The sequence below is a fragment of the Paenibacillus sp. FSL K6-1566 genome (genome assembly GCF_038050475.1).
GTDB classification, from domain to species: Bacteria; Bacillota; Bacilli; order Paenibacillales; family Paenibacillaceae; genus Paenibacillus_AQ; species Paenibacillus_AQ lactis.
In genome coordinates this window covers 1,148,087-1,162,429 of record NZ_JBBOSR010000001.1, presented here as the reverse complement: position 1 = coordinate 1,162,429, position 14,343 = coordinate 1,148,087, and the positions used below count along the sequence as shown (strand labels likewise).

Here is a 14,343-nt window from a genome sequence, read left to right as displayed (position 1 = left end):
TAAAGTTAAAATTCTAAAACTGCATCCTTCTCAGACATAAAACGATCAAACTCTGTGAAATTCTTAAACTTTAGGGCCCCACCCATTTCAACCGCAATGTTGTTCAGCCCCTGAGTGAATAACTCCATATCTTCAATCCGACTTGCAGTTTCTAACATGGAAAGGGATTCCGCGAAGACTCTTTGCCTATCAGCGTAGAACTTTCCTACCATTTCAAGCAGCTCGTTCCCCTGCTTACCCATCGCCTCCTTAGCGGCTGTTGCGATGGTATGAATTTTGTTTCTTCGTTCAATAGAAAGCCGTTTTTCCTGAAGGGTCTGCATGCATGCCATATATATGGACGAGCTTGCTAGATAGCCGACCATCCCCCCAATGGCAGTTCCTACACCTGGGAATATCGCTGTCCCTACGGCTGCACCAAAGCTCGCTGCCATCATGCCGGTACCTTTTTCACCTAACTCCTCAACAAGCTGAAGACTATCGATTTCACCTTTGGCATATCGAAATAGTGATTTTCCTGCTTGGACTGTCGCAGTTGCAATCATTGCAGGCATGTTGGTTTTTGACAGATTAACAAAGACGCTGTTCTTGCTTGCTCCCATGAACCCCCTGATTGCAGTATCGGTCGCACCAATGAAATACGCGGAAGCTGCTCCAGCTGCGGTATCTTTGGCCACATCCCTTATCACTTCCACTGCCTGTTTCTCGCCTCGGATAAAACTTGTGACGTTCTGTACTGTTGAAATGACTGCAGATACGACGGCTGCACCTTTTGCATTCTCAAGCCCTGATCGATGGGCAGTTTCCAGTACATACTTCGCTGTCGCCAGTTGGGGATGCTCACGAAGGAATATCGCTTCTTTGGATGTTATCCCACTGTCCTTCAAATCACTCGATACTTGGCGGTATTTTTCTGCCTTCTGCTCTAATAGCTCAGCTTTATCGAATTGACCCTGGCTTCTAAATTTCTCGGCTTGTTCAGATAAGCTGCTGGCTTGATCTTCGGCATACTTTTTGGCGATCACAAATTGCTCTTTCGGAACTAGAACGTCATTGCCCCTATACCTCTCCCATTTATCGCCGCTCATTTTATCTACTAAGTTTTCAGAGCTAATTCTTATTTCCTCAGGAGTTCCAAACTTGCCGCAAAACTTCATCTGAGCTCCCCACGAAGGGTTCCCGGAGTCATCGACTGACAATATGTCGAATTGTGGGTCGTTTCCTCTTCCTATGTCATTTGATCGATGAACGCGAGTATTACTTTTGTTGATGATATTCTCGGCGTTCGTTTTATCAACATAATGGATTTCGGCTGAAAAACCAGCTTGCTGCTTTATATTCTGGTACTCAAAATCCGGATTAACTTTGGACTCAGCTACCTGCTTGAGCCCTTTCCTTACAATATCGCCATTAGCATCAACTGACCCTTTATAGCCTTTAATAAATTCCGATGCCGCTTGACCATAGCGTTCAATATTTTCTGTTGTTGCAGCCCCTATAGTTGCATCAATAAAACCGCTATGACCTTTGTCCTTCTCTGTATTCCCCATAAAATAACCTTTCACAGCACTGTTATAGGTACATCGAACTAATTCGACAAAATCCAGTAAATCCCTCCTATACAAAGTATCAAGGATAAAAAACTAAATTATTGTTAAGTAGGGTTTGCTAACATTTCTCATTCTACAGTCGGTGTTTGACATGACTTTGTCAGCGAATATTCGTTCCCATTCAAATTTTGATCACTAGCAAACCACATTGGACAATATAAATAAAGCACGAATGACCTTTACTCCGGTCGTTCGTGCCCTTGCGAGTTATTATTTCACATGTTTCATATTGCCGCCCAATACTAATAGTTCCTTCATGATCCGCCCCAATGACATTAAGCCTCGTCCTCAACATCAATTAAATACACCCGTTCCTGGAAACCGCCTCGAGCTTCCGCCTTCTTCTCTCTCAAGGCCTCAAGCTCTTCCCATGTTGCCCCGTGAACAACTGTCAACGCCCGGATAACCTCAAGCATATCTGCAAGTTCTTCCAGCGACTCTTTTGAAATTTGAGCAGTAAAGTATTCCTCCGACTCTTGTTTGAGCTTTATGATCAGTTCTTTCTTATACTCTTCCTCATCCAAGATCCGTGTGCGAAATTCTTTGCCTGTAGCTTCAATGACTTGGGGAATCAGATCCCGAACTAGCTTATTGTAAACCGGCATAGATTCTCATCCTTTACATGGTTAATTATGTAATCCCATTGTATCAAATCCATGAACCAAGGAAGCTTAATTGTCGGTTGCATCCCTTGATTAGGCTCAACCCAAATCAATTCACTGAGTAGCTCCCCACCAACCCAACCTCTTGATCTACTCACTACTTACACCTTATTCGCAATCCATTCACTACAAATCATGGTAAATCTTATGTCATATTTGCTTGACACTCACTACACTACGTAGTAATTTATAATCACTACGTAGTGTAGTAATACGATTCGTTATGGACGCATAACGATTTGAAGAGGTGTTCACCGTGAACCAAATTCAAAAGCTATCGGATACTGAAATGGAACTCATGGAGGTAATTTGGGAATGCGACCCTCCTGTCACATCGACCGAATTACTGCATATTTTCGCTGGGCGTGGCAAGGAGTGGAAAGGGCAAACGATCTCCACCTTCCTTTCGCGGTTGGTTGACAAAGGGGCGCTTAAAGCAACAAAGCATGGCCGAACGAACAAGTATACGCCCCTAATCACACCGAAAGATTACAAACTGGCCGAGACGCAGCATGTTCTGGACGAAATATATCAAGGATCGGTGAAAAATTTAATCGCAGCCTTGTACGACGGTGACAAGCTTTCGGATGAAGATATTGCGGAACTGAAGCAATGGTTTTCGGGAAAGTAGGTGCCATTCATGAATAACATTCTTGAACTGCTGTTTACGTTGAATGTAGCTGGTAGTGTAGTTGTAGCTTGTATTCTGTTATTGCGTCTATTACCCACCGATGCCTTCCCTACAAAGTGGCGTTACGGACTTAGCAAAATGGCCGTAGTTTTCTATCTTTTCCCCCTAGCTCTTGTTCTGCAATGTCTTGGGTCACTCTTTACTCCGAATCAAGCACCTTCTTTATCCGGTTTACCTATGAGTGTGCAGCAAATACAGCCTGATCTATCCAAAGTGGCTATTCCGGAACTGAATTTTACGGCTGATATTGCCCTCGCCTTTTTGAGTATGTGGGGGATCGGAGCTTTAGTTTTTGCAATATGGCAGGTTTATTGCTATCGGACGTTTGTAGGGAAGTTACAGCAAACTCGCATACCCGTTTTGGAGAACAGTGAAGCTGCGAGACAACTTACCTTGATGAAGAAAGCTCTGGGCATACACAGCAACGTCCAGCTTGCATACAGTTCTGCTGTTCGGAGTCCTCTCCTTGTCGGGCTATGGAAACCGACTATTTACCTCCCTACGGAAAATATCGCGGATATGGACAAGGGCATGGTGATCCGCCATGAGCTGATCCACCTGAAACGGAGAGATTTATGGGTCAAAGCATTTGCGTTAGGAGCGTCCGCCATAAATTGGTTTAATCCCTTAGTACACATTCTTCGTATGGACATTCAGACATGGAGTGAATTTTCTTGCGATGAAGATGTCGTAAAAGAGATGTCTTATGCCGAGCGCAAACGCTATGGGGAGACAATCTTGAACGTCATGGAAGGGGCACGAAATTTACCCGTGCAATTCTGTGCCTTCTTATCCAGTGACGGCAAACAATTGAAGAGGAGATTGATCATGATGCTTAGTGTGAAGAAGTTGAAAAGACAAACCGTAATTATTGCGGCAACGGCTGTCATTGCTGTTGGAGCAATCGGGACATCTACAGCCGTTTGGGCTTCGAAAAATTCACCTGAGATCAAAACTGAAGCAACGATAAACGATGCTGCGAACCAAACCATTGAAGAGATCGGTGGTTCTGCATCAAATACAATCTCTCAAAGCACACACTATTTTAAGTATGATGCTCTATTACCCGATGAGAAAGAATTAGTAACTAAAGAACTGGGGCTTTATGATCCTAAAGGTTACGACACCTTGGTTCCTTATGAAAAACTCACACCAGAGGAACAGACTCAAGTTACTAAAGAAGATGGAATTTACACTTCTGAAGTAATTGATAAGCTCAAATAAATCTAGTGAAAAATAAAGCCCACGAAAATAGTCGTGGGCTTTTTCTTGTAGTGCTATTGCTAAGAAGATTAATAAATAAAATAACCAGTTGCATTAATTCGCTGATCAGAGAGATTACCGACTGCCAGGCTCCAGACACTCGTATAAGGTACTGTAATTTTGCCACTGAGAGGCGGTCTAGAATCCGTTTCTTCCCAATAGAAATTACCAGAATTTCTATCGTATAATCCAACACGTACTAAACCTGCACGTGGACTCCAACTAATACTGTATTCAACGGTATTACCCTTGCTCATACTGAATTGGCTAACACCATACTCATCATATCCAGCAGGAATATTCCAGTCAATATTGTATCGAGCAAATACTTCTACTTCATCATTAACGATGTTAACATGTGTCTCGCTACTGTTTACGCTGCTATTCGACTTTTCCTCAATTTCTAACCCAGGAGAAGAAGCAAACGCAGAAATGGAGAGCGTCATCATCATTACCATTGTCAGAGCAACAGTAAGTAGCTTTTTCATACGGAAAATCCTCCTTAGAATTTAATAGGAAACAATAGACTAGCCCTAAAAGAACTCACCTCCCATTTATTACTTGTGTGCCACCTCATTTCTAATAGCAAATGTCTTTACTATGTTGGTGCACAGTCTCCTGGTTGTTATTTTGCCCTAAGAAAGGTAAGGCAGCTTCTAAGACGCCTGTTTAACCAAAAAGAGCTAATCTACTACTATAACGACTTATACTAGGAAAATATGACTTTTTTTCTAAAAAATATTTCAATGACTTAATCTAGGAAATTAATGTTATTTTATGTTAGTATTTTACTAAAGATGGAATGATTATTAGGTACTTATAACTAGTAGTAAAAGAGTTAAACGGGGGAGGGTATAAGTGGAGCAGGAACAATGGTTGTATTTCTTACGCAGCAATTTCTATGATTTAGACCACGAGGTCCAAAGATTAGCCTATGAAGCTTATCGGAATTTAGTCTACCGGGACATTTTCTTTCTGACACGAAGCCATGAACTGACTGAGGATGTTGTGCAGGAATCATTCTACAAAGTGGTAGCTAAGGCCCCGCAACTGAAAGGCACTATGCATTTGAAGGCCTGGATCGTTAAAGTCGCTAGAAATCACGCCTATGATTTGTTCAAAAAGAATAAAAAGTATCGTCATCTAAGGGAGCCTCAAGTCGTTATTGATTTAGAGGCTCCTTTCCTTCACCCTACGGTAGCCGAACAAGTGGAGGATCGGATTCGAAATGAAATCCTCCACGAAGCGCTAAATGAGTTAAGCCCCGAGTATCGGCAGGCATTGTTCATGTATTACATCGAGGAAAAACCGTATAAGGAAATTGCACGGGAGTTAGGCAAAACGGAGCAAGCTTTAGCCCAAACGATGGTGAGAGCCAGAAAGAAATTGTACCGCTATTTTTCAAAAAGATGGGTTGATGCCGATGAATAACGAATTCAAACACAACGATGAGGTTTTGCAAAAGTGGTTAAAGGACGTCCATCAAGACGTGGACATTCCAGACGGTACCCAATCATGGCTGGTAGTGAAAGCTCGGCTGGATAAAAATAAAACACGCAGACGTTGGATCAAGCGATTCCAAATAGGCGCGTTAGTTGCTTGTGCGTCTTTGCTGATTAGTTGTTTCATGACAACAGACTTGCCTGCCGCTTATTCCCAGTTCCAAGGTCTTGTAAAAAAAGTACAAGAGGACCTGATCGATATTTTCTTTGAAGAACCTGAACCTTATTCTGATGAAAATCCGGAAGCTAGAACATCTCCTCCGCCCCCAGACAATATGGTTTCGATTTCTCGAGGTGGAGAAGGCCGTGTAGAGGATACAAGTTTGGAAGAGGCAAGAGGGAAAGTCATATTCCCTATGGTTTCCCCAACCTATCTACCAGCCGGTTATGATTTAGAGACCGTTCGTATTTTTCAGGATTCTGATGGAGAGTACCGGACGGTTTTTATGGAATACGTCGATGGAGAAGGACAGATCCTGCAATTCAATCAGCACATGATTCGAGAGAATTCTTCACCAGAGAAAACAACGATTAACCATGACTCAGCCATCATTAAGGATACGGTCATTAACGGTTATAAAGCAGTTCTGATTATTCAAAGTCCCGATTTAATTCATCTGGAATGGATCACAGCCGATCATATTAAACGATCTATCTTTGGGGTCTTGACTGAAAAGGACATCATTTCAATTGCGGAATCTTTACAGTAATCAAAAAGCAGCAGGAGCCCTGCTGCTTTTTGATTTTACCTGTCTGGAATTAGAATCGATCCCGAATATAACGTCCCTTCTTCTTTTACGGTTCCGTGTTGCGTCCAATGAGACGATTTAGAACGATAATAATAGCCTGGGGCTACCGTAACCTCATGTTCCGTGTATGTATTTGAGGAAGTTGCTAACTCTGCCTTGGGACTGCGATAAATGTCTACCCAATTCGAGCCTGTCCATCGTTGCAGCGTCAATTGTACACCGATGGCATCTACCCGCTGTTTGGCTGTGCTATATCCTGAAATGCTAATTTTTGAATTTCCAATATTACTAACACTTGTCCCTCCGTTGTTCAAATACTTGTAGCTCGGATCGAATAAGGAATAAATCGTTGGCGGCAGCTCGTCATCAGACTGGGCTTGCGTATCATCAATCGGTTGGGCTGAGACAAACTGGACCGAGAACAACAGTAGCATGGCGAAACTTAAAAAAGACAGAAATACTTTCTTCATTCGTTTTCATCCTTTCTAATTTTCTCTACTACTAAAACGACTTATCACAATCAAATATGACGCAACTTTTTATTTCAAATAAGCCCAGGAATAATAAAAGACCCCGAATCCCAACCAAGTTGAAATTCAAGGCCCTTCCCTCTACGAATAAACTACTCGACTATACCCTTACTTGATCCCCGATTTACGATAAAAATACGCATTGATGACATTGCGCCACCACTCCTTTGCGGCTCCCCTGCTCCCCATCACGCCATTCCTTTGCTCTCTCCAGTCTTCCAGCAGTTCTTAACGCCTCCCCAGAATCATTTCACAAGCTCCGTCGGGTTCATGCCCGTGAATTTCTTGAATACCGTGCTGAAATACGGAACGTTTTTATATCCAACCTTTTCGGCCACTTCGTAAACCAATGCATTCTTCTCCATCAGCAGCTCCCGGGCCTTCTCGACCCGTACTCGGGTCAGGTAATTGTTGAACGTCTCTCCGGTCATATTCTTAAAAATCATCGACAAGTAGTTTCTCGAAATATATACCTTATCCGCCAGTCCCCCGAGCGTGAGGTCCTCGGCATAATGCTCGTGAATGTACTCGATCATAAAGTCGACCGCCTGGCGATGCTTTCCGTTCCCGCCCCATTCGCGGCTGCCGAACACGAGTCCGATCTTGGTGATCAGCCATTCGGCAAGCTCGGACGGACGCTGCAGCTTCGCCATTTCGCGCGTTATGCCGTCATACGGGAAGATATCGTCAACGACGGTCCCCGTCTCATAGAAAGCAAAGGCGATAATGCCCCACAGCTCCCCGGCCAGCATGCCGACGTAGGGTTTGGTGATGCCCCCTTCCTGCTCCAGCCGCTTCATATAATCCCTTATAATCGTCTGCGCCTGATTCTCCTGCGAGGTACGAATCGCGCCGGCCAGCTCCAGGTATAGCTTAACGGGACGCACCGGAGACTTGGCCTCCGCATTGCCCGGCTCCTGTGCACTGTAGAAATACAGCTCATGCTCCGGAACCGCCGGCCGGGAAGTCACATCGATCGCGCGGAAGGCTTCTTCCGTCGAGATGCCGATATCCCCTATGCAGCTCTTCCGCTCACCGATGCCGATCCGGATCTTCAGCTTCAGATAGTTCCGCACACAGTCGATTAATCGGACACCCAGCTGCTCCAGCCGCTGCCGCACTCGCTCGGCAGGCTCTGTTCGATCATGATGAATAATGATCACCGAACGATTGGTGTGGAGATCCGTATGGTCGAAGCGTGAAAATGCCGCCTGCGTAATTTCGCACGCCATATTGCTGATTGCAAACCGAAGGAGGCTCCAGTCCGGCAAGCTTAATTTGGCTGCCCGTTGGTCGTAGACCAGCTCGATGCCGATGACCGTATGATCGAAATCGGTCCAATACCGATAAGGCTCCGGGATTTCCGATTGGAGTCCTGATTGCAGCAGGGTGCCGGCTGCGGCCGATTTGACCCACTCCTTCTCGACGAAGGGCTCGTACAGATGCAGCTTCTGGAGCAGCTCATCCTGCTTGATGCGCAGCTCTTCACGCTCCTCCAAATCGGATATCGCCTGGTTTAACACGGATTTCAGCGTCGGAAGGCTGACCGGCTTGGATAAATAATCGCTCACGTCCAGACGCAAGGCTTGGCGGGCATATTCGAAGTCCGAGTATCCGCTCAGAATGATCACTTTTCCCGTATAGCCGGCGTTCTTCCGCAGGTGCTCGATCATATCCAGACCGTTCATGACAGGCATGTATAAATCGGTAATCACGATGTCGGGGCTGGCCGATGCAATCATTTCAAGCCCTTCTTCCCCGTTCAACGCTTCCCCTGCCCACTCTGCATTCAGTTCATCCCAAGGGATGGCTTTGCGGATTCCCTGTAGCACGGCGCGGTCGTCATCCACGATTCCTATCTTCCACATCTGAAGAGCCCCCTTCTTATTTGCAAAAAGGAAAATAGCCTCACTCTAACGGTAATACGCCATGCCCGATCGGCGTGAAACCGCTCAGGCATGACGTAAACCGGAAAATAACTGGAACGATGTTAACAGAATGATTGATTTGGATGCGGGCGGCAAGTAAGTAAAATGTTCCTATGATTGGGGTTGCTCCCGGATTTCTTGGATTTTATATGATGCGGGTAAATATCCGGTCACAGAGGCGGTCATTGGTTCAGGCTTCCGCTGCAGCTTTCTCTCAGACAGCTTTCACCGAATAAACGAATCATTTTACCCTTGCCGGCATCTCGTTCTCACTCATCCCATTGTATAGGAGTTATTCATATTCTTGCGCGGCCTTCTTTAAGGATTCATAGGCCTTCTCCGGCGTCGTTCTGCCGAAGCTCAGCTCATCCCGGACGAGCGGGAAGTCTTTGTCGATGAAGTTCACCCAGCCTTCCGGCCCTGTCGTAAAAATCTGTCCATCCGGCGTCGTGGCGTCGATCAGCTTCATCCCAACCTTTTCGCCCTCCGGAAGATTCGGAATCAGCGACTCGGCAATCTTGGCATTGGCAGGCACGCCCCGAGCGGTACCAAGGATGGCCCCTGCCTCCGGATCGTTGATGAACCAGTCGATGAACTTGGCCGCTTCTTCCTTATGCTTGGAATTCGGCGACAGGCTGAAGTACATGGACGGCTTGAGCCAGCCCCCTGCTTCCTCGGCCCGCGGCATCGTAACCAGGTCGTACGCCCCTTCCTTCATGCTGTCCCATGTGGTGTAGTTATTGGAGAAGGAGTAGCGGAACAGGATTTTGCCGTTGACCAGCAGGTCTGCCGTCGGATCCATTTCCTTGTCGGATGCGTTTAGATCCGCCGGAGGTACAAGGCCGTCCTTGCGCAGCTGTTCAAACTTCTTCGTCCATTCCAGGAACGTCGCTTCATCGATATTGAATTTGCCGTCTTCCGTGATCAAGGTACCCTTACCCTTGGCATAGTGATACGCACTGAACATGAAGTAGTTGCCGGCGTAATCCAGCGTGAAATATTGGCCTTCCGCCAGCTTAGGCTTTACCTCTTCCGCCAATGCGAAGAAATCATCCCATGTCCAGCCGTCCTTCGGCATCGTTGCGCCCAGCTTCTCCAGAGCCGCCTTGTCGTAGATCATCCCGAAAGCAACCGATCCGAGCGGCACGCCGTATTGCTTGCCGTCTCTCTGCCCGATCGGCAGCAGGCTCGGCGTCAATTCATCCAGCTTAACCTTGGAATCGAGCTCTTCGAGCTGGTTGCGGGAGGTCCAGTCCGAAATCCAGCCCGGGTCCATTTGGAAAATATCCGGCTCATTATGCGCTGCTGCCTGCGTAGAGAGCTTATCCAGATAACCGTCCATCCCGGAATATTCGGGCTCGAAGGTCACATGCGGATTTTTCGCCGTATAGGCCTCCAATGCCTTCAGTGTCGCTTCGTGACGCGGCTGTGAGCCCCACCACATAATCCGGAGCTTGACATTTTCCGCCGCCGAACCGCCTTCGTCCTGTGTATTGTTCGTGGTTGAGCTTGTGCTGCCTGTGTTTGTGTCGGTGCCTCCGTTGCCGCCGCATGCCGCAACCAGCAAGGAGAACACCATCCATAACGCGAGAATCTGCAATCGCTTCCATTTGTTCATGCCGACTTCCCCCTAGAAACAATATATTGTGGTCAATATGATCCTATCAATTCCGGGATGACGGGAGTATAAGAGAGATGCACAATTTATTATAAAATCGTCTGATTATGCTTTACGTCTGTACTTCCTCAAGCCTTGGGAAAATGATCGTTACAACCACCCCTTCAAACTCGCCGTCCTTCACGTGGATCTCATAATTTTCATTAAAATACGCCGAGAACCGCTCTCTCACATTCCGGATCCCGTAACCGCCCTTGCGGCGATGGTTCCCTTTGCTCTCGGGAGCAAGCCCGCTTCCGTCGTCGGTAATCGTCATGCGGACCCGGCCGCCCTCTTCCTCTGCCTTAATCTGAATTCGGCCGTGTTGCCTTGCATTGAATCCGTGAATGATGGAATTTTCGACGAAAGGCTGGAGCGTCATTTTGGGAATGAATAAATTCCGGACCTCCTGGGAGGCCTGCACCTCATATTCCAGACCGTCTTCCCACCGGATCTGCTGGATTTCCAAATAGCACGCAACATGAGTCAGCTCTTCATCAATCGTAATAAAGCTCTCTCCATGCGATAGTCCGATGCGGAACATGCGGCCCATCAGCTCCAGAATGCGGCTCATCTTCTCCTGTCCCTCCGCAATCGCCATCCAGTTCAGCTGGTCCAGAGTGTTATATAGAAAATGCGGATTAATATTGGCTTGGAGCGCTTCGATTTCGGCCTTCCGCTGCTGCTCGTAACGCTGCGCCAGGGAGGCGTACAATGCCTGGATTCGCTCATTTAGTCTGCGAAACCCTGCAAACAGAATGCCGAATTCATTCGTGTAGTCGCCGGCCAGCTCCGCTTGCTTCCCTCCAACATCGTAATTCTTCATCGCTCTCACTAACTGCGCGATCGGCTTCAACAATTGCCGGCTTAACCATAGCGTTAACAAGAATGCCAGCAATAGGGCGCCGACGCCGATGGTAATGATGGCTCCGGCCAGCTTGACGCTGCCTGACGTAATTCGCTCCCACGGGGTAATCTCCACCAGCATCCAGTTGGAATCGGCGACTTTGGAATAGACGACCAGAGGCTCAACTCCATGCGGCTGCGTATGCAGCCGAAGCACCCCGGATTGGTCCTTGAACCGCAAATCCTGCTCCTGTAACCCGGCATCCTTCATCGATGTCCCGACGCTGAGCAGCTCCCTGCCGTTCAGATCCAGCAGCATCCGGTTGGAATCCTTGGAATATCCCTCGAGAATCCCGCGGATCCAGTCGGCTTTCACATGCACGACAAGAATGCCCAAGTACCGGGAGTTGTTGTACACCTTGCGGGAGAAGCTGAGCACAGGCACGTTCCCATTATAGGTCGCTAAGTCATGCTCCTCTGACCAGGAGAAGTCATTGTTCTGCAGCAAAGGATACCATGGCTGTGCCGCAGCTTCCTTTAAGGCGTGGAATTGAATATAGCTCTGCCGGTCCCCCCACTCCGGCTGCTCCATATATAAATCAATGGCTTGAATTTGCGGAATCGAGTAGGTGAGATGAGCCAGCGCTTCCTGTATGCCTTTGGAGCGTCTGTAGTGGCTGAACTCATCTTCTTTTCCCGACAGAAACGTAAGCAAATCATTGTCCCTGGACGTGGTCAGCGAGATCTGCTCGATCGACGTCAAGCGTCCCGTAATTTCATTGTTCAGCTCCTCGAGCAGCCTTTTCTGGTAATACGACGTGTTGTCGGCCAGCTCCCGCGAGGTCATGGCATAACTGGTCCATACCGTGATCGCCAGTACAATCGTGATCAACCCTGCAAAGCAAATAATAAACAGGGAATCGATCCGGTATGTCTTGAAGGGATTGATCATAAGCGCTCATCCTCCGTGCTCCATGCTTATCCATTCCGATCCGAAAAAAACATTGAAGCCGTGCGGCGAACCGCTGCCTCAATGTTTTCTCATTTTATAATATATCGGCAGGCCTAGCTACTACCCTTTCAATCCTGTGGTAGCCACACCCTCCACAAAATATTTCTGGGCAAAGACAAACAGCAGCGTAGCCGGCAGAATGGATACGAGCGACATCGCCAGCAGTTGTCCCCACTCCGCGCCGCCTTGCGAATCGTTAATCATCCGCAAAGCCAAGCCTACCGTGTATTTGTCGACGGAATTAATGTACAGGAGATGGCCAAGGAAATCATCCCAGTTCCATAGGAAGCAGAAGATGATGACGGTCACGATGGAAGGCTTCATCAAGGGCATCACAATTCTCCAGTAAATCCCGAACCAGCTGCATCCGTCGATCTTGGCCGATTCATCCAGTTCCCGCGGGATCCCGCGTATGAATTGAACGAGCAGGAAGACGAAGAAGGTTCCTCCCGCCCCTCCCGCTAACGCATGGGGCACGATGAACGGCAGGTAGGTGTTGACCCAACCGAACTGGTGGAACATCGCATACTGCGGAATGATGAGCACTTGGCCCGGCAGCATCAGCGTGAGCATGAGCAGCGAGAACCAGAAGCCGCGAAGCGGAAAGTCCAGCCTTGCAAATCCGAAGGCGACCAGCGTACAGGAAATGACCGTTACGATGATGACCGCCGTAATTAAATAAAAGGTATTCAGATAGAAGTCGGTAAAGGTGAAGCCCGGAACGGAATTCCATCCGTTAACGTAATTGGACCACTGCGGCACGGACGGGAAGATGGACGGGGAGCTGAGCTCCTGGTTCGTTTTCAGGGAGGCGCCAATCCACCAAATGACCGGATACACCATAACCAAGCTGAATAGGATGAGGACCGCATGGCGAATCACGGGGCTCCATTTGTGTCTGGTCATTTTCTTTTCCCTCCTTGGCTCTCGGACTCGTAGAATACCCAGTATTTCGAAGTCAGGTTAATGATCACGGCGGCAGCCACAATCAAGATCAGCATGATCCAGGCCAAGGAAGAGGAATAGCCCAGCTGATAGCGGCTGAATGCCCGTTCGTACAGGTATAACGCATACACATAGGTAGAGTTCATCGGCCCGCCGCCGGTGATGACGTATGCAGGCGTGAACATCTGGAAGGAGTTAATGACCCCCATAATGAGATTGAAGAATAACGTGGGCGACAGCATCGGAAGCGTGATTTTGAAAAATTGCTTCAGCTTGCCCGCCCCATCCACCGCGGAGGCTTCATACAGATCATTCGGGATCTGCTTCAGGCCCGCGAGGAAAATCACCATCGAGGAGCCGAATTGCCATACCGACAACCCAATCAGGGACCATAATGCGGTATCGGGGTTCGTGACCCAGCCCGTGCCGGGAATCCCGAAAAATCCAAGCACTTTGTTGAAGAAGCCGTCCACGCCGAAAATATTTTTCCACAGCAGGGACACCGCGATGCTCGCCCCGATTAAGGAAGGGAAATAGATAGCCGTCCGATAGACGGATATCCCGCGCACAGCCCTTTTCAGCAGGAGCGCAACCATCAGCGCGGCAATCAGCTTTAGCGGCACCGAGGCGAGTACATAATAAAATGTGAGCTTGAGCGATTGGGCAAATTTGTCGTCCGCCATAAGGATGCGCTCGTAATTGTCCAGGCCGACCCACTCGATCGGCTTCATGAGCGTGTAATCCGTGAAGGAATAGTAGAGGGACAACAGCATCGGATAGGCCGTCAACGCCAGAAATCCAATCAGCCAAGGGGAAATAAACAGATAACCTGCAAGGGGAGAGTCCCAGCGCTTGCGTAATGGCTTTTTGCGAACAGGTATTCCGGATGCTGCAGATGTTGCTCGTTCCATGAACTCACTCTCCTTTATTCGTACCTTCAGTATAGAA

General features: G+C 47.8%; 13 protein-coding genes. 4 read left to right on the top strand and 9 right to left on the bottom strand.

Translation table 11 applies throughout. The annotated features are described in order from the left end of the window. Window positions 1-5: 5 nt before the first annotated feature. On the bottom strand, window positions 6-1,550 hold the full coding sequence (locus tag NST08_RS05025) for a hypothetical protein (protein ID WP_341341522.1): 1,545 nt from the start codon (window positions 1,548-1,550) through the stop codon (window positions 6-8). A 335-nt stretch (window positions 1,551-1,885) separates the two neighbouring features. Then, window positions 1,886-2,215 (bottom strand): nucleoside triphosphate pyrophosphohydrolase, encoded by a 330-nt coding sequence (locus tag NST08_RS05020; RefSeq protein WP_341341521.1) that lies wholly within the window; start codon window positions 2,213-2,215, stop codon window positions 1,886-1,888. 313 nt (window positions 2,216-2,528) lie between these two features. On the opposite strand from NST08_RS05020, the gene NST08_RS05015 reads away from it, so the two are divergent. Further along, on the top strand, window positions 2,529-2,903 hold the full coding sequence (locus NST08_RS05015) for a BlaI/MecI/CopY family transcriptional regulator (protein WP_341341520.1): 375 nt from the start codon (window positions 2,529-2,531) through the stop codon (window positions 2,901-2,903). Between the two features lie 9 nt (window positions 2,904-2,912). Further along, on the top strand, window positions 2,913-4,187 hold the full coding sequence (locus NST08_RS05010; protein WP_341341519.1) for a M56 family metallopeptidase: 1,275 nt from the start codon (window positions 2,913-2,915) through the stop codon (window positions 4,185-4,187). A 68-nt stretch (window positions 4,188-4,255) separates the two neighbouring features. Here NST08_RS05010 and NST08_RS05005 read toward each other — a convergent pair whose 3' ends face one another. Next, window positions 4,256-4,714, bottom strand: coding sequence for a hypothetical protein (locus NST08_RS05005; RefSeq protein WP_341341518.1), 459 nt, complete (start codon window positions 4,712-4,714; stop codon window positions 4,256-4,258). Window positions 4,715-5,084: 370 nt separating this feature from the next. On the opposite strand from NST08_RS05005, the gene NST08_RS05000 reads away from it, so the two are divergent. After that, window positions 5,085-5,657, top strand: coding sequence for an RNA polymerase sigma factor (locus tag NST08_RS05000; RefSeq protein ID WP_341341517.1), 573 nt, complete (start codon window positions 5,085-5,087; stop codon window positions 5,655-5,657). After that, window positions 5,650-6,438 carry a DUF4367 domain-containing protein gene (locus NST08_RS04995; protein ID WP_341341516.1) on the top strand — a complete coding sequence of 263 codons (789 nt, stop codon included), beginning with the start codon at window positions 5,650-5,652 and terminating at the stop codon, window positions 6,436-6,438. Before NST08_RS05000 ends, NST08_RS04995 begins: the two co-directional genes overlap by 8 nt. Window positions 6,439-6,473: 35 nt before the next feature. Here the strand turns inward: NST08_RS04995 and NST08_RS04990 are convergent, their stop codons facing one another. From NST08_RS04990 to NST08_RS04965, 6 genes are all read right to left on the bottom strand, one after another. Further along, on the bottom strand, window positions 6,474-6,947 hold the full coding sequence (locus NST08_RS04990; RefSeq protein ID WP_028404435.1) for a hypothetical protein: 474 nt from the start codon (window positions 6,945-6,947) through the stop codon (window positions 6,474-6,476). 305 nt (window positions 6,948-7,252) lie between these two features. Next, window positions 7,253-8,875 carry a response regulator transcription factor gene (locus NST08_RS04985; protein ID WP_341341515.1) on the bottom strand — a complete coding sequence of 541 codons (1,623 nt, stop codon included), beginning with the start codon at window positions 8,873-8,875 and terminating at the stop codon, window positions 7,253-7,255. A gap of 352 nt (window positions 8,876-9,227) precedes the next feature. Beyond that, window positions 9,228-10,553 carry an ABC transporter substrate-binding protein gene (locus tag NST08_RS04980; RefSeq protein WP_341341514.1) on the bottom strand — a complete coding sequence of 442 codons (1,326 nt, stop codon included), beginning with the start codon at window positions 10,551-10,553 and terminating at the stop codon, window positions 9,228-9,230. Window positions 10,554-10,665: 112 nt separating this feature from the next. Then, window positions 10,666-12,390, bottom strand: coding sequence for a sensor histidine kinase (locus NST08_RS04975; protein ID WP_341341513.1), 1,725 nt, complete (start codon window positions 12,388-12,390; stop codon window positions 10,666-10,668). Between the two features lie 120 nt (window positions 12,391-12,510). Then, on the bottom strand, window positions 12,511-13,356 hold the full coding sequence (locus NST08_RS04970) for a carbohydrate ABC transporter permease (RefSeq protein WP_341341512.1): 846 nt from the start codon (window positions 13,354-13,356) through the stop codon (window positions 12,511-12,513). Next, window positions 13,353-14,306 carry a carbohydrate ABC transporter permease gene (locus NST08_RS04965; RefSeq protein WP_341341511.1) on the bottom strand — a complete coding sequence of 318 codons (954 nt, stop codon included), beginning with the start codon at window positions 14,304-14,306 and terminating at the stop codon, window positions 13,353-13,355. The genes NST08_RS04970 and NST08_RS04965 overlap by 4 nt, the downstream gene beginning before the upstream one ends. Between the last annotated feature and the right edge of the window lie 37 nt (window positions 14,307-14,343).